Source organism: Paraclostridium sp. (assembly GCF_051656405.1).
GTDB lineage: Bacteria > Bacillota > Clostridia > Peptostreptococcales > Peptostreptococcaceae > Paraclostridium.
The window spans coordinates 25,331-41,617 of the sequence record NZ_JBOGBV010000064.1 but is presented as its reverse complement, the minus strand read 5'-3'; the positions used below and the strand labels follow the sequence as shown (position 1 = coordinate 41,617).

Genomic DNA, 16,287 nt, shown 5'->3' with positions numbered 1-16,287 from the left:
TTTACACATCCGATAGGAGTTGTGAGGATATGGGTGTTTTAACAGAAAGTGAAGTAAGAAAAAAAATAGGACATACAGATGTAAAAGAGTTTTATATAGAAAAGGGGCAAATTATAACTCCTTCAGCAAAATCGTATTTAACTGATAAAAATATAGTTTTAAAATACGTAGATTCATTAGATGAAATAGAAAAAAATAAAGCTAGTGAAGATAAAGCTGATGTAAAACAAGAAAAAAGATATAAGTATGTTACTGTATTTGGAGCTAACTTAGACGAAAAACCTGAACATATGACTTCTTTAAACGGTAATTTACTTGTATTTAAAGATCATAAAAGAATTATTTTAAGAGGTAAGGTAGATTCCTTAGAAGCTAGAATTTTACAAGCTCAGATTTTATGTCAAAAGCATGAAATGAAAAAGTTACTAAAAGATCTTCAAGAAGTTTTAGTGTTTGTTAGAACTATAATGAGATGTGAAGTTTTAGAAGAAAAATTAGAAGAATTTAAACTTTTAGGATTGACACCTGAAGAACTAAGAGAACAATCTCATTATCCTAAAAAATACTTTGGAATAGGTCATGAGTTTCCAAATTATGAAATGGGAGAAATGGTAGTTGAGATAAATAGTATAAGAACACTAACAAGAGAGGTTGAACTTGCTGCATATGAAGCTTTTAAAGGAGAATATGGGCAAGTTGAAAGAGAAGATTTAATAAAAGCTTTAAACCGATTATCCTCAGTATTTTGGATTATGATCTATAAAATTAGAACAAATAAATATAAATAGTTGGAGGATAGCATGAATATAGCATTAGATAATATCGTAGATGAAGTTGTAAAAAGAATAAAAAAAGAAGCATTTATAGAAGTTGAAGCATCTGGAAGACATATTCATTTAAGTAGAGCGGACATAGATAAATTATTTGGAGTAGGTTATCAACTTACAAAGCTAAAGGATTTGTCTCAACCAGGGCAATATGCTTGTAAAGAAAGAGTTTGTATAAGTGGACCTAAAGGCGAATTTAAAAATGTTATAGTACTTGGACCAGAAAGAGCACAAACTCAAGTTGAAGTGTCTTTAACTGATTGTTCTCAATTAGGATTAAAAGCACCTATAAAGCAAAGTGGAGATTTAAACGAAACATTAGGTATAAAAATATATACAGAAAAAGACAGTGTTGAATTAGAAAAAGGTCTTATGGTAGCAAAAAGACATGTGCATATGAATGAAGAAGATGCTAGAAAGTTCAACGTTTGTGACAATGAAGTTGTAAAAGTTAAAGTGTTTGGAAAAAGACCATTAATATTTGACGATGTTGTTATAAGAGTTAACAAAAACTTTGAGACATATATGCATATTGATTATGATGAAGCCAATGCATGTGGATTTAGCAAAGGATGTTTAGCTAGAATAATAAAAGATAATCTATAAGGTAGGTGATATGTATGGATTATGATAAGCTTATAGAATTTATAGTAGATGAAATATATAAAAAACTTGAAAATCAAGATGTAAAAGAAAACAATGATCTTCCTGAATGTGTATTAATGTGGGAAAGAGATGAAGAAAAATATAAATTCTTAAATGATAAATTTAAAGTTTTAAATTACAATAAAGATATAAAAGATTGCGATGTTTTAGTAATATCAAGACTTTGTTTGAGAGGGCTTTGTAATTTAGCTATGGGAAATAGCGTATCAGATGAAGAACGTTTTATATTGAAGATGATTATGAGCGGAAAAAAAGTTTATGTAATGGAAGATGGACTTGAATATAAAAGGTACAAACAAACAGCACCTAAGACTTTATATAACAAATATTTAAACTTTGAAAAAGAAATTAAGAGCTATGGAGTAGAAATTATAAATAACCCTAAAAGCATATTAAATGAAACTAAGGTTAACTACAAAGAGGAATATACAAAAGACAATAAAGAGATTAAAGTAAATGTAAATTTAACCGAGAACACACTTGATTTGAGAAGTAAAAAACTTATATCAGAATCTGATTTAAGAAAACCTCAAATAAATGGTATAGATAGAATTTTATTAGGTAAGAAAAGTATAATAACACCACTAGCTAATGATTTTATAAGAATACACAACTTAAAATTAGACAAAGAGTAAAGGAGATATTCTTATGGAGATTGGAAAAGTAGTTGGAAATGTTTGGGCCACAAGAAAAGATGAAAAATTATGTGGACAGAAATTATTAGTTTTAAAACTTTTAAAAGATAAAGATTCATATTGTGATGGATTTTTAGTTGCAGCTGATAATGCAGGAGCAGGGAATGGAGATTTAGTATTAGTTACTAGAGGATCTGGAGCTAGAGAATCTTTGGAGGATAGATCTATACCAGTTGATGCTACTATAGTTGGCGTTGTAGATTCACTAGAGGTACATGATGAATAAAAGCATAGGCTCTATAGAGTTTAGAAGTATTGCAAAGGGAATTGAAGTGTCTAATGAAATGGTTAAAAAATCTTATGTCGATATATTATACTTAAAAAGTATTTGTCCTGGAAAGTTTATTATAATTATAAGCGGTGATACAGGAGAAGTTAACACTGCTATTGAGTATGGACTTAGTATATCACAAGGATTTATCGTAGATAGTTTTGTTATAAACTCAGTACACGAAAGCATAATAGGCGCATTAAAAAACAAATACGAAACTATAACTGAAGTTAATTGTATAGGGGTTATGGAAACTAGTAAAGTATGTGCAGGATTAAGAGCGTTAGACAAAACATTAAAAAGTAGCGATACAACCATAATTAAACTTCAATTGTCATTTGCAATAGGAGGAAAACTTGTATATATAGTTTGTGGAAGTCTAAGTAGTGTAAATTATGGAATAGATGAAGGTAAAAAAGAGTTGAAGGACAAAGATGTAATACAAGCTTTAGTAATGCCTCATGTAGATGAAAAAATAATAAAACATTTAATAGGGAGAGGATAGCCATGAGTATAAATGAAATTATAATCTATATAATGGTAGCATTTATGGTATTGGGTGCTATAGATAAGTGCATAGGCAATAAATTTGGTTTAGGTGAACAATTTGAAGAAGGTATTGTTGCTATGGGTTCACTTGCAGTTGCAATGGTAGGGGTAATATGCTTAGCTCCAGTACTAGCAGATGTATTAAGACCTATTATAGTTCCAGTATTTGATATGCTAGGAGCTGACCCAGCTATGTTTGCAGGTTCTATATTAGCAAATGACATGGGTGGAGCACCTTTAGCAATGGAACTTGCAAAAGATCCAAATGCAGGATTGTTTGGAGGACTTATAGTTGGAGCTATGATGGGACCAACTATAGTATTTATAATACCAGTAGCACTTGGAATAATAGATAAAGAAGATCAAAAATTCTTAGCAACAGGAATTCTTGCAGGGATAATAACTATACCTATAGGAGCGTTTGTAGGAGGGTTAGTTGCAGGATTTGATGTAATGATGATAATTAGAAACTTAATTCCTATAATAATATTTGCAGCAATAATAGCTTTAGGATTATTAAAGTTTGAAAGTGCAATGATAAAAGGATTTACTTACTTTGGTAAAGGTGTTGTTATAGTAATAACTTTAGGACTTGCAGCAGCAATAGTTGAAGCTTTAACTGGAATTGTTGTAATACCGGGTATGAAACCTATTAGCGATGGAATAGAAATTGTTGGAGATATAGCTATAGTTTTAGCTGGAGCATTCCCATTAGTATTTGTTATAACTAAAGTTTTCAATAAACCACTTATGGCTTTAGGAAAACTTTTAGGAATGAATGATATAGCAGCAGCAGGATTAGTAGCAAGTTTAGCTAACTGTATACCTATGTTTGGTATGATGAAAGATATGGATGATAGAGGTAAGATTATAAATGTGGCATTTGCTGTATCTGCGGCATTTGTATTTGGAGATCATTTAGGATTTACTGCTGGATTTAATGCTGATATGATAGCACCTATGATAGTAGCTAAGTTAGTTGGAGGAATTACTGCAGTTATTTTAGCTATGAGATTAGCAAACAAGATGTTAAAAAAGGAGAATGCTTAAGATGGATATAAAGAATTTAGATAAATCTATGTTAGAACAGTTAGTAAGACAAATTATACAAGAAAAGATAAATGGCAGCGAAAGCAGTGTTGACTTTTTAAGAGATAAAGATGAAAGTGGAGTAATTTCTATAAAACTTCCAACTGTAAAAGTTGATGAATCAAATAGATTAGATACGGGTAACCCAAGTGATGTAGTATATACTAAAGACTTATTTACATTAGAAGAAAGTCCTAGATTAGGATGTGGAATAATGGAGATGAAAGAAACTACATTTGATTGGACATTAAATTATGATGAAGTAGATTATGTAATAGAAGGAACATTAGATATTATAATAAATGGAAAAACGGTATCAGCATCTGCAGGGGAATTAATATTAATACCAAAAGGTAGTAGTATACAATTCTCAGTTAAGAATTATGCTAGATTTATATATGTAACTTATCCTGCTGATTGGGCTTCACAAAATTAAGCTAAGTTTAAAAATTTTGTAGTTGCGAAAGTGGTAACAGTAGTTTTGCTCCCAAAGCTGGAAGAATGCTTTGAAGGTCGCTAAAACTTCTATTACCACTTTCGCTATTTATTTTGGGTTATTTTAATTTATATTTCAAACTCTGCTATTTTAGTTACTGCTACATAAATTTTAGATATAGCATACCAAGTAGCAAAATCAACGTTTCCGCTTTGGGTCATTCTAAATATTTCTTGGAATTTACGAACACTTTCTTGTGTTTTTGGACCATAAATACCATCAGCATCAACTTTAGGTAAAGCAGGATAAGCATTAGCTATAGCGTTTAATTGATCTTGTATAGTTTTAACTGGTTCTCCTGTAGACCAAAGTGTAAGTGTATATCCAGGGAATGAAGAGGGAACTCCTTTTATCATATCTGTACCTTGAAGTCCTATGTCTTGGCCGTAGTAATATCTTAAAATTTCATCAAATTTATAACCTTGATCACCTAGATATTTACTTCCCCATTGAGTCATTTTACCAGGACATTGAGTTTGAATTCCATCACAGTATTGAGCCAAAAGTGGTTGAGGATTTCCTTTTGGTCTTTGAATATAGACATTAAATATATTATCAACAACAACACTTATAGTATCAAAAATATTTCTATTGTATATAAATTTATGGTCATAGGCTGTAGTAGATGTAATTGTAAAATCATATCCCATATTTCTGTACCATTCAGTATAAACTCTATTTAAAGTGAATGAAACTATAGCTACTACATTTGCATATATTGTTTCGGTTGGCCATGTAGCGTATATCTCAGAACTTGCAACATTTTTAATATAATCTCTAAATGGAATCCAATAATTAGGTGCATTTTTATCACTTGGCATTCCATCATGAACTATTATATATTCTGGAACTACAACATTAGGTAAAACATATGGGACCTTTTTTAAATCATCTTCAAGTATTTTAGGTTGATAATTTCCGTATAATACATTATCACCGATTTTATAAATCTTTTTATTGGTAGTAGTAAAAGCCGAAATTTTTGATAGTGAAATGTTTTGAATGGCTTCTACAAGAGGGAGAATCTGAACTCCTTGTATTATAACTGTTTGATAACCATCCTTAGATATTGTTAGTATATAAGTACTATAAGCCCTAGGTGAATTAGGAACTTGAGAGTAAATAAAATTTGGAGCATCTAATGATACTTTTTTTACCATCCCAGATGAATTGGTAATGAGATTTTTATAAATGTATTTACTTTTGGTGCTTCCTTCTTTAGGCATTACACATATATTTATAGAAACTCCTTCAATTGGGAAGTTTGTAATTTCATCAGTTACTTTAATTGTCAATAATCCTTTATACAAAAAAATCCCCCCTAAATAATCTATTAATTTATATGTATGAATAAAATATTTAAAGTGTACCATTTGTAGTATTAAGTTAATTTTATGATGAAAATAGAATAAATTAAAAAATGTAAAAATTTTGAAAAACAGAAGGTAAAAAGGTACTCTATGTAGAATTATTATATTTGAAGTACACTTAAGTAAGGGCAGGGAGAACTTTTTAATGAAAAAAAAACGGGGAATGAAAAAATATATTTTTATATTAATATTTATTTTTATAATCTTTTTCCAAATGTTTAATTATAGGGTGGAAGCATATGAAGCATATGAAAAAGAATCTAGAGGATTTAATGTTTTGGTATTAAATTCATACAATCAAGGACATCACTGGGAAGCGGCTATAATGGATGGGCTCAAATCTTATTCTAAAGAAAATCCTGATGAGGGTATAAACTTTAAAATCGAATATCTAGATTTTAGAAATAACTATAATGACGAATATATAGAGTCATTAAAGCACATGTTAAATGAAAAGTATCCAAGGGGAAGTATAGATGCTATATACACTGTAAATGATGAGTCTTTTGAGGTATTTAATAAAGAAGTGTTAAATACTAATAGTAGTTTTTACAAAATTCCATTAGTATTTAGTGGAATAGATGGAAAACTAGATGGAAGCAAAGAAGAAAAAAAATACAGGGCAGGTATATACCATGGTGACGATAGCTTAAGTTTAATGAACTTGGTCTATTCACTTAATCAACAAACTGAAAATATAAATTTAATAGTTGAAAAGTCTAAGTATGGAGAGTCTGTAAAAAGCGAAATTAATAAATTGATAGACACTTATTTAAACAATCAAATAGATATAAATTACATACAAAGTAACTACACTGAAGATATAATAGCTAAATTAAAAAAGTCAGATGATAAACCAGATACTATAAACATTATAGCTGGTGAATTTCAGTGCAAAAAATCAAGTGGATATGTAGAGCCTAAGGATTTAATAGATGATATCAAAAAGTATAGTAGTGCACCTATATATTCAAATGATCAGACTTATTTAAATGCAGGTATTCTTGGAGGGCACGTAGATATAGGGCAAGAACATGCAAAGATTGTTTGTGATATGATAGTTAAAATAAAAAACGGAACTCCTATTGAAAAGATTGAAAATGAGGTAGAGCCATCGGCAAAGGCATATGTTGATTATAAAAGTATATATGAATATTATATAGATCCTTTTGATGTAGGAACAAGCGTAAACTTAATAAATAAAGGACAATATGAATTATTAGCTCCAACATGGATGAAACACTTATTACTTACTTTGCTTATATTCTTTTTAATATCTATTGTATTTGTTACTAAAGCAGCTTCAAGGTATAGAAAAGATATTAAAAAGCAACAAGAAGATGAAGAAAAAGCAAAAGAACGTGAAAAGTTAAAAACTGATTTTATAGTAAACTTAAGTCATGAGTTAAGAACACCTATAAATATAATATTGGGCACAACTAAACTTTTAGAATGCAATATATATAAGGGGAAAGTTAAAGAAGAGGATGTTATAGAAAAACTAGAAAATATAAATCAAAATTCATACAGATTATTAAAGATATCAAATAATATAATTGATATGACAAAAGCTGAGTGTGGAATGCTTAGTTTAAATTTAGAAAATTGTAATATAGTTAGCGTAATAGAGGATGTTTTTGAATCAAGTATTGAATTCGCTAAAATAAAAAATATAGGGATGATATTTGATACAAAATATGAAGAAATAAATACTGCTGTTGATGTTTATCAAATACAAAGGGTAGTATTAAACCTTTTATCAAATGCAATTAAATTTACAAATGAAAATGGAGTTGTAGATTTATCAATATATAAGGATAAAGAGGATATTATTATAGAAGTAAAAGATAATGGAGTAGGAATACCGGATAGTAAATTAAACTACATATTCCAAAGATTCTATCAAGTAGATAATTTATATACTAGAAAAAATGAAGGAAGTGGAATAGGCCTTTGTATATCAAAAGAAATAGTAGAAATTCATGGTGGTAAGATAGAGATAGAAAGCAAACTACAAGAAGGATCTTTATTTAGAATTATTCTTCCTATAAAGATAGATGAAAGTTTACCAGAATATGATCCTTCAAATTATGTAGATACAAATAAAATCGTTAATTTAGAGTTATCAGATATTTAAATAAAGAGTAAAAAAGAAGCTATGAAAATAGCTTCTTTTTTTATGTTATTCATTTATTTTCATTATGAACTTAACTTTTCCATCCATATCTTTATTAAGACCAGAGAAGTTATTATAATCTTTAGATAGTTTAACTATTTCATCTTTAACATCTACTAAGCCTTGTATATCTGATAATTTAGTATTTCCTTCTTTATATATTTTATCTAGCCCATCTTTTTTTAACTTATTAACACCTTTGTATAATTCATTAGATCCTTTTGCTAGGTCATTTGTTCCTTTTAAAAGTTTGCTTGAATTATCATTTAAAGTTTTAGTACCACTAACTAAGCTTTTACTACCTTGAGATAGTTGGTTAGTACCTTTGCTTAATTCACTAGTTCCTGCAGCCAACTTTTTACTACCATCTTCAAGTTTATTAGTAGCGGCTGATAATTGTTTTGAACTACTACTTAAAGTTGAACCAGCATCTACTAAAGATTTGAAATTAGAATTAAAACTATTTGAACCAGATTTTAAGTTTTCTAGCCCAGCACTTAAGTTATTAGCCCCACTTACAGCACTGCCCATTCCATCTTTTAAACTATTTAGGCCACCCCTTTGACCTTCAGAAACTTGACCTAAAGAACCTGCTAATCCTCTTAATTGATTAGCAACTTCTGGATTAGATTCATCTAAAGCTCCAGCTATATTGTTTAAGCCTCCAGCAACTTGGTCTATATTATTTGTAGAAGCTATTAAACTATCTACACCAGAAGCTCCATTAGAAAGTCCAGAACTAAGTGCATTAGCACCGTCACTAGCACTATTAATTCCATTGTTAATAGCTGAGTAAGCGTCATAAAGCTTATTAGTATTTCCTACAAAAGATTCAACACCATTAGAAAACTTACCTTGAGAATCATTTAGCTGACTAAGACCGCTACTTACGCTTTTTGCACCGTTATCTAAAGATGGAGCTGATTGATTTAATTTATTTATACCACTACTTAAATCCTTAGATCCTTTATCCAAAGATTTTACACCCTGATCAAATTTGGCGAAATTAGTGTTCAGTTCATTATTTCCGTCCAATAATTTTTTAGATCCATCTAATAAATCATCTCCACCTTTTCTTAAATCATTTAAAGATTTAGATAAATCATCTAACGTAGAATTTTTATCAATTCCTTTAAGCTCTGGAATTTTTGGAGTTGCCATAACCATTATATTAGGCATTTTAAATTTATTAGCATTTCCTTCAATAACTAGTGTATCTTCTAATTCTAAATAGTCTTCTATATCTTTACTTAAGTCTAAGCTTTCTTTTAAACCAGGGAAAGATGCAAATGTTACACTAGATTTTTTACCATCATCTAGAAGCTCTCCACTATTTATTTTTATATTTTTAAAATTATCTCTTTCAAATAAAACTTCAGTAGCTGTTAAAAATGGTACATACATATCTCTATTTTTACCATTTACTTTACGGATTTTCTTTTCATTATTTTTAAGGTCGATAGTTATTTTAAATTTACCTGATTTTCCATCAATTTCTTTGGCACTAACTTTTTTGCCATTCAATTCATATTGAATATCTACATCAATAGGGAGTTTTTTAGAACTCTCTCCTTGGTAGTATAAATCCTCTTTGTTGACATTCCACTCAACTGAATCATCATTTATTACAGGTTTTTCATCACCTTTTACATTTTTTATATTTTTAAGATTACTAGAATCAGTAAATTTTCCAAGTTTCTCATCGCTGTTTATCCAAGTAGAAACAATAGTTTTTTCAACACTACCATTATTGTTTAATATGGCATATACAGTTTCTTCTTTTTTTACATCTGCAAAGCAAATCCCAGTATTTAAAAATATCATAAGTGTAGTTAAAGTAGCTATTGAAGCCTTTGGTAAATTAATTCTTTTCATCCTTATATATCCCCCTTATTTAAATTTTTAGGTTGTGGAGTCACAAACCCTTTACTAGTTTTTATTATAAATTTGTGGCAAACTAATAAAATTGCAGGAAGCATAAAAATGATTATAAACATACTTATGATAGCTCCTCTTGCCATAAGTGAACATAATGCACTTATCATTTCTAGTTTAGAAATAAGTCCAACACCTATTGTAGCGGAGAAAAATGATAAAGCACTTGTTACAATTGATCTTGCACTGCTTTGTATTGAAGCTGTCATAGCTTCAAACTTATTATCATTTACAGCTAACTCTTCTTTAAACCTAGAAGTTAAAAGTATTGCATAGTCAACGGTTGCACCAAGTTGAATAGTACCTATTACTATTGATGCTATAAAAGGTTCTACAGTACCTGTATAGTAAGGTATTCCAAGGTTTATAAATATAGCTGATTCAATTGCTAAAACTAATAAAATAGGTAGAGAAAGTGATTTAAATACTATGGCTATAATTACAAATATAGCTATTATAGATACTAAACTTACTTTCTTAAAATCTGTGTCAGCAATTTTTATAAGGTCATCAGTTAAAGGTGCTTCTCCTCCAACTAGACCGTCTCTGTCATACTTATGAACTATGTTATTTAGCTTATCTATTTGAATACCAGCTTCATCTGTTGCAGCTCGATACTCTGAATTTACTATGAGTTGTTCGTATCCGCCAGACTTAACTGAGCTTATTAAATCACTTGGAAGTATATCTTCAACTATTGCAGGACCTATTACTTTTTCAAGTGCAACAACTGAATTTATTCCATCTAAATTCTCAATTTCTTTAATCATTTGGTCAACTTTATAAGAATCAAGTGAATCTTTAACCAAAATGATATTTGTACTATTCATCTTGTAGTCATCTTTTAATTTGTTTGTAGAAACTATAGATGGTAAATCATCAGGTAAAGATTCGTCTAGGTTGTAATAAACTTTTGCATTTGATGAACCTATTACAGATGGTATAAACATCAATAAAAATAAAACTACTAATAATTTGTAATGTTTAACAACTATTTTTGATGATTTTTTAAATGTAGGTAAAATTGGTCTGTGTTTGTATTTATGAATTTGCTTATCAAAGATTAGTATAAGAGCAGGGAGTATAGTAACTGTACATAAAACTCCTAGCAAAACTCCTTTTGCCATAACTAAGCCCATATCCATTCCAAGGGCCAAATCCATTGCACAAAGAGCTAAAAATCCTGCTACTGTAGTTAATGAACTACCAAACACTGCTGTTGTGGTATTTGAAATAGCTACAGCCATTGCATCTATATGGCTATCATATTTTTCTCTTTCTTCATCATACCTGTGAAGTAAGAATATGGAGTAGTCCATGGTAACTCCTAGTTGTAATACAGCACTTAGTGCCTTGGTTAAATAAGAAATTTCACCAAATATTATATTACTACCAAAGTTATAGATTATCGCAAATCCTATACTAAGTAAAAATATAAATGGAGTAACATATGAATCCATTGTAAAGCTTAAAACTATTAATGTAAGTATTACAGCAACTACTACATATAGTGGAGTTTCTTTATCTGAAATGTCTTTAGTGTCTTTTATGATACTTGCCATACCACTTAGAAATGCTTGTTTTCCTGTAACTTTTCTGATCTCTTCTACAGCATTTAATGTTTTAAGAGCTGCAGAACCTTCTTCTAATTTTATAACCATAAGAGTTGAATTTTCAGTATACAATAAATCTGTTACATCCTTTGGTAGAAGTTCTCTAGGGACTGATAAATCTACAACATCATCAACCCACAAAACATCTTTTACACCTTCAACTTTGGTTAATTTTTCTTTGAGCCTAGCTACATCTTTATCTTCCATGTTTTCAACTATTAACATAGCCAAAGACCCGCAATCAAACTCGTCTTTAAGTATTTTCTCTGCCTGAGTTGTCGATAAATTATCTGGTAAATAACTTAAGATATCATAGTTTATGTCTGTGTTTAAAAAGCCAATTGCTGATGGAACTAATAATAATATAGCTATTACTAAAATTAACTTACTTCTTTTAGCTATTTGTTTTGACAATCCCCTCATCTAAAGTTTACCCCCCTCTAAAATATTTAGGCATGCCCAAATTTGTTTACAGAATAGATTGTATGAGTAGTACAACCTATATGTCAAGTATATTTATGTTTTTTATTATTTCATTAATTTCTATGTTACTAGTTGATTCTTTAGTGTCTGAAATAATTTGAATTACTTTTTCTTGGCTTATATTTAATAGTAGAAGCCTAGTTTTTATTGTACTTTCAATAATTTCATCTAGTGTCAAGTTTATATCATTTTTATAAAATCTACGCAAAAGTTCATCTTCCCCAGCTGAACCAATTACAATGCTTAGACTTATATCCTTTTCTTTAAAATCAAAATTTAACTCTCTTAAGTTAGCTTTTAATATTTCACCTAGAGTTTTAAGATATTCCTTTCTTACTGAGTCTATTTCAGATGCTTCTATGTACACTCTAAATAAAGATTGGTTAGTTGCTATAGTCTTTATGTATATATATTGGGTTATAGCATAACTAAGTAGAGGATCTATAGATTCACTACTTGATCTCTTTGTATGAAAATAAATTTTTTCAATTAAGTTTTTATAAAGATACAAAACAATATCTTCTTTTTTCTTAAAATAGTAGTATAAATGACCTCGACCTAAATTACAGACTTGTGCTATTTCTCTTATTGTTGTTTTTGTATACCCCTGTTGAATAAAAAGCTTAGATGCTTCTAGTATTATTGTATTTCTAATGTCATCCTTGTGTTCGAACTCCACATTGATCACCCCTTTAATTTTGTTTATAGTATCATTTTAACAACATTTTTTTGATTTGCAATCTATTTTAAAAAAATTAGCACTCTAGTATTGACAGTGCTAACAAAGATGATAAAATAATAAATGTAGGGGGATTTACTTTATCCCAATTTTATTTAATAAATATAAATTTAAGGAGGAGATAAATATGGAAAACAAAAAAGGAAACATATCAATACATACAGAAAACATATTTCCTATAATAAAAAAGTGGTTATATTCTGATAAGGATATATTTGTAAGAGAGCTTATAAGTAATGGTTGTGATGCAATAAATAAATACAAAAAATTAGTATCACTAGGGGAAGTAGAAAACAAGCAAGAACAAGATTATAAAATTAATGTAACAATAGACAAAGACAATTCAACTCTTATATTTGAAGACAATGGAATCGGGATGACTGAAGAAGAGGTTGAAAAATATATAAATCAAGTTGCATTTTCAGGCGCTGAAGACTTTGTAAATAAATATAAAGATAAAATGAGCGAAGAAAATGATATTATTGGACACTTTGGATTAGGTTTTTATTCAGCATTTATGGTAGCTAGCAAAGTTCAAATAGACACTTTATCATATAAAGAAGACGCTCAAGCTGTAAAATGGATAAGTGAAGGGCAAACAGAATATGAACTTTCAGCAAGTGAAGATAGAAAATCAAGAGGTACTACTATAACTTTATTTTTAGCTGATGATAGCAAAGAGTTTTTAGAAGAATATACAGTAAGAAGCATAATAGATAAATATTGTTCATTCTTACCTGTGAATATATATTTAGATGTTAAAGATAGTTCAAAAGAAAAAGATGAAAATAGTGAAAATGAAATAAAACCATTAAATGATACTTATCCTTTATGGTTAAAATCTCCAAAAGATTGTACAGATGATGAATATAAAGAGTTTTACAGAAAAGTATTTAATACATTTGATGAACCATTATTTTGGATACATCTAAACGTAGACTATCCATTTAATTTAAAAGGAATATTATATTTCCCTAAATTAAAAAATGAATTTGAACTTATAGAAGGTAAGGTTAAATTGTATAATAACCAAGTGTTCGTTGCAGATAACATAAAAGAAGTTATACCAGAGTTCTTATTATTACTAAAAGGTGTAATAGATTGTCCGGATTTACCGTTAAATGTATCTAGAAGTTTCTTACAAAACGATAAAGATGTAAGTAAAATATCTAAACATATAATTAAAAAAGTTGCAGATAAACTAAAATCACTTTATAAAAATGAAAGAGACAATTTTGAAAAATTCTGGGATGATATACAAGTATTTATTAAGTTTGGATGTTTAAAAGATGAAGGATTCTACGATAAGATAAAAGATATTTTATTATTTAAAGATATAAATTCAAATTATATTACACTTAATGATTACTTAGAAAAATGTAAGGAAAAACATGAAAATAAAGTATTCTATGTAAGTGATGAAGAACAGCAATCACAATACATTAAGCTATTTAAAGATTATGATTTAGATGCAGTTATACTAGACTCTAGCATAGATAATCATTTTATATCTTTTATAGAATTTAAAAATCAAGGAGTTACATTTAATAGAATAGATGCAGATTTATCAGATGTATTAAAAGACAAAAATGAAGATGAAAATAAAGAAAATAAAATAGAAATAGAAAATTTATTCAAAGAATATGTTAAAGATAAAGTAAAAGATTATTCTGTAGAAAGCTTAAAAAGCGAGGATACTACAGCTATAATATTAGTATCAGAACAATCTAGAAGAATGGCTGAAATGAAATCTCAATTTGCAGGAATGGATCTTGGAATGAGTTTTGAAGAAGAAAAAACTTTAGTTATAAATGACAATAGTCCTATAATTAAAAAGTTAGTATCTTTAAAAGATGATGAAAGTAAGAAAGATCAAATAGAATTAATATGTAATCAAATTGTAGATGTTGCATTACTTGCAAATAAAGAATTAGACGCTAAAGAGTTAGATGAGTTTATAAGTAGAAATAATAAACTTATGAATATGTTAATAGGATTATAGGAATAAAGGAGTATTGATATGATTTGCTACACGAGCTGAAAAGAAGCTTGAAATGTAGCTAAATCATATCAATACTCCTTATTTATTTTAGTGGAATTGAATTTAAAGTGAGTAATATCATATTTTGCTACACAAGCTAGAAAGAAGCTTGAAATGTGGCTAAAATATGATATTACTCACTTTTGTGTTATAAATTTTTATTTATGAGATAAGATTCAATAAGCAGTAGAGATATTGAAGCTATTGATAAAATTATAAAGTTTAGAAAGCTAGTAGAACAGATTAATACTCCAACTACCATAAAGGTAAATCCATTTACTTTGAAATTAGTATTAAAAGTAGGCAAACTATCATATTTTTCAAGTGCAGCTAATAAAAGGCCATAACCTATTAAACATATACCTATAACCAATCTTAGACCTACTAATTTGGTAAACATATTTAACACATCCTCATTATAGATAATTTTAATGGTAGTTAATTTATTATATGCGTGGAGAAAAATAAATTGAATATTAAAAGTGATAATCGGTGTGAAAATTTGGAAGGTTCCGAAAATAGATTGATATATATATGCAAAAATGGTATATTTGAATTGTAAAAACACAATGTTTGTAAAATAACAGAAAAGTATGGGGGACATGATTATGAAAAAATTATTATCAGTATGTTTTATGATTATATTATCAGTTATAACATTAATTGGATATCTAAACCAAAAAAGAAAGAATAAAACTGTGTAAGCTCCATAGATACAATATAGTATTTATATAGTGTATTAAGTTGAATATTAAAATGAAATTAGTATAAAAGGGTTCATTATTATATTAAAATACAAGCTAAAAGCTTTGGCGTATTTTGAGTATAATAATGAACCCTTATTAGTTATTATTTATCAGGTTGATTTTACATATTTTTATTATTTTTTTCTTGCTTTTTTATTTTATTCTCAACTACTTTGCCTACTGAAAATTTTACTATAGCGTATAAAGCAATAGCAATAATAGCGCAAAGTATACCTTGTCTTGGATTAGTCCATAATAATAGTACCCCTACAGATAAGCATATAAATCCATTTATTGAACCATTTATCTGGTCTTTAGAATAAAAGAAAGGAAGTCCTTTGTACTTTTCTATTCCAGAAACTATAAGTCCATAAGCTATAAACAATAATCCTAGAATAGCTCTTATTCCAATTTCAGTACCAATCATTAAAAAACCCCCTAGAAATCATATTTACTATAATCGTAGTCACTTTATAATATAAAAGTCAAGTAACAAAATTTTATACTGATTTTTAGTGATTGTTTGGTAATATAAATTTAAGGGTAATATTAATACAGTTTAAACACGGGACATTTGAGGAGAGAAAACAT

15 protein-coding genes are annotated in these 16,287 nt (G+C 28.5%); 9 read left to right on the top strand and 6 right to left on the bottom strand.

What is annotated here, in order from left to right; all coding sequences use genetic code 11:
* From ACRDDE_RS09425 to ACRDDE_RS09395, 7 genes are all read left to right on the top strand, one after another.
* On the top strand, window positions 1-788 hold a 788-nt coding region (locus tag ACRDDE_RS09425), incomplete at its 5' end, for a hypothetical protein (protein WP_438627007.1).
* Window positions 789-800: 12 nt separating this feature from the next.
* Window positions 801-1,433: an ethanolamine utilization phosphate acetyltransferase EutD gene (gene eutD / locus ACRDDE_RS09420; protein WP_438627006.1), complete on the top strand. Its 633-nt coding sequence runs from the start codon at window positions 801-803 to the stop codon at window positions 1,431-1,433.
* A 14-nt stretch (window positions 1,434-1,447) separates the two neighbouring features.
* Window positions 1,448-2,128 (top strand): TIGR02536 family ethanolamine utilization protein, encoded by a 681-nt coding sequence (locus ACRDDE_RS09415; RefSeq protein WP_438627005.1) that lies wholly within the window; start codon window positions 1,448-1,450, stop codon window positions 2,126-2,128.
* A gap of 13 nt (window positions 2,129-2,141) precedes the next feature.
* Window positions 2,142-2,414 carry a EutN/CcmL family microcompartment protein gene (locus ACRDDE_RS09410; protein WP_438627004.1) on the top strand — a complete coding sequence of 91 codons (273 nt, stop codon included), beginning with the start codon at window positions 2,142-2,144 and terminating at the stop codon, window positions 2,412-2,414.
* The gene (locus ACRDDE_RS09405) at window positions 2,407-2,964 is read left to right on the top strand and encodes a BMC domain-containing protein (protein WP_438627003.1); all 558 of its coding nucleotides are present in this window, start codon (window positions 2,407-2,409) and stop codon (window positions 2,962-2,964) included. The genes ACRDDE_RS09410 and ACRDDE_RS09405 overlap by 8 nt, the downstream gene beginning before the upstream one ends.
* Window positions 2,965-2,966: 2 nt before the next feature.
* Window positions 2,967-4,058 carry an ethanolamine utilization protein EutH gene (gene eutH / locus ACRDDE_RS09400; protein WP_438627002.1) on the top strand — a complete coding sequence of 364 codons (1,092 nt, stop codon included), beginning with the start codon at window positions 2,967-2,969 and terminating at the stop codon, window positions 4,056-4,058.
* Between the two features lies 1 nt (window position 4,059).
* Complete coding sequence (locus ACRDDE_RS09395) at window positions 4,060-4,533, top strand: cupin domain-containing protein (protein WP_438627001.1); 474 nt, start codon at window positions 4,060-4,062, stop codon at window positions 4,531-4,533.
* A gap of 128 nt (window positions 4,534-4,661) precedes the next feature.
* On the opposite strand, the gene ACRDDE_RS09390 is transcribed toward ACRDDE_RS09395, so the two are convergent.
* On the bottom strand, window positions 4,662-5,903 hold the full coding sequence (locus ACRDDE_RS09390) for a peptidoglycan-binding protein (protein WP_438627000.1): 1,242 nt from the start codon (window positions 5,901-5,903) through the stop codon (window positions 4,662-4,664).
* Between the two features lie 205 nt (window positions 5,904-6,108).
* On the opposite strand from ACRDDE_RS09390, the gene ACRDDE_RS09385 reads away from it, so the two are divergent.
* Complete coding sequence (locus ACRDDE_RS09385; RefSeq protein ID WP_438626999.1) at window positions 6,109-8,100, top strand: ATP-binding protein; 1,992 nt, start codon at window positions 6,109-6,111, stop codon at window positions 8,098-8,100.
* A gap of 45 nt (window positions 8,101-8,145) precedes the next feature.
* On the opposite strand, the gene ACRDDE_RS09380 is transcribed toward ACRDDE_RS09385, so the two are convergent.
* The 3 genes from ACRDDE_RS09380 to ACRDDE_RS09370 form a co-directional block, all read right to left on the bottom strand.
* Window positions 8,146-10,014, bottom strand: coding sequence for a hypothetical protein (locus ACRDDE_RS09380; RefSeq protein WP_438626998.1), 1,869 nt, complete (start codon window positions 10,012-10,014; stop codon window positions 8,146-8,148).
* A gap of 2 nt (window positions 10,015-10,016) precedes the next feature.
* Window positions 10,017-12,110: an efflux RND transporter permease subunit gene (locus ACRDDE_RS09375; protein WP_438626997.1), complete on the bottom strand. Its 2,094-nt coding sequence runs from the start codon at window positions 12,108-12,110 to the stop codon at window positions 10,017-10,019.
* Between the two features lie 76 nt (window positions 12,111-12,186).
* Window positions 12,187-12,849, bottom strand: a complete 663-nt coding sequence (locus ACRDDE_RS09370; RefSeq protein WP_438626996.1) for a TetR/AcrR family transcriptional regulator — start codon at window positions 12,847-12,849, stop codon at window positions 12,187-12,189.
* A 187-nt stretch (window positions 12,850-13,036) separates the two neighbouring features.
* Here ACRDDE_RS09370 and htpG point away from each other — a divergent pair, with 187 nt between their 5' ends.
* Window positions 13,037-14,911, top strand: coding sequence for a molecular chaperone HtpG (gene htpG, locus ACRDDE_RS09365; protein ID WP_438626995.1), 1,875 nt, complete (start codon window positions 13,037-13,039; stop codon window positions 14,909-14,911).
* A gap of 187 nt (window positions 14,912-15,098) precedes the next feature.
* On the opposite strand, the gene ACRDDE_RS09360 is transcribed toward htpG, so the two are convergent.
* Together ACRDDE_RS09360 and ACRDDE_RS09355 are read right to left on the bottom strand one after the other, a co-directional pair.
* Window positions 15,099-15,350, bottom strand: coding sequence for a hypothetical protein (locus tag ACRDDE_RS09360; protein WP_438626994.1), 252 nt, complete (start codon window positions 15,348-15,350; stop codon window positions 15,099-15,101).
* 467 nt (window positions 15,351-15,817) lie between these two features.
* Complete coding sequence (locus ACRDDE_RS09355; RefSeq protein ID WP_438626993.1) at window positions 15,818-16,123, bottom strand: hypothetical protein; 306 nt, start codon at window positions 16,121-16,123, stop codon at window positions 15,818-15,820.
* Between the last annotated feature and the right edge of the window lie 164 nt (window positions 16,124-16,287).

Excerpts from the sequence above, each read along its gene's own strand:
- ACRDDE_RS09385 (WP_438626999.1), top strand. The coding sequence starts at position 6,109 with ATGAAAAAAAAACGGGGAATGAAAAAATATATTTTTATATTAATATTT.
- htpG (WP_438626995.1), top strand. The coding sequence starts at position 13,037 with ATGGAAAACAAAAAAGGAAACATATCAATACATACAGAAAACATATTT.
- ACRDDE_RS09395 (WP_438627001.1), top strand. The coding sequence starts at position 4,060 with ATGGATATAAAGAATTTAGATAAATCTATGTTAGAACAGTTAGTAAGA.
- ACRDDE_RS09375 (WP_438626997.1), bottom strand. The coding sequence starts at position 12,110 with ATGAGGGGATTGTCAAAACAAATAGCTAAAAGAAGTAAGTTAATTTTA.
- ACRDDE_RS09355 (WP_438626993.1), bottom strand. The coding sequence starts at position 16,123 with ATGATTGGTACTGAAATTGGAATAAGAGCTATTCTAGGATTATTGTTT.
- ACRDDE_RS09380 (WP_438626998.1), bottom strand. The coding sequence starts at position 10,014 with ATGAAAAGAATTAATTTACCAAAGGCTTCAATAGCTACTTTAACTACA.
- eutH (WP_438627002.1), top strand. The coding sequence starts at position 2,967 with ATGAGTATAAATGAAATTATAATCTATATAATGGTAGCATTTATGGTA.
- ACRDDE_RS09360 (WP_438626994.1), bottom strand. The coding sequence starts at position 15,350 with ATGTTTACCAAATTAGTAGGTCTAAGATTGGTTATAGGTATATGTTTA.
- ACRDDE_RS09410 (WP_438627004.1), top strand. The coding sequence starts at position 2,142 with ATGGAGATTGGAAAAGTAGTTGGAAATGTTTGGGCCACAAGAAAAGAT.
- ACRDDE_RS09415 (WP_438627005.1), top strand. The coding sequence starts at position 1,448 with ATGGATTATGATAAGCTTATAGAATTTATAGTAGATGAAATATATAAA.
- eutD (WP_438627006.1), top strand. The coding sequence starts at position 801 with ATGAATATAGCATTAGATAATATCGTAGATGAAGTTGTAAAAAGAATA.
- ACRDDE_RS09405 (WP_438627003.1), top strand. The coding sequence starts at position 2,407 with ATGAATAAAAGCATAGGCTCTATAGAGTTTAGAAGTATTGCAAAGGGA.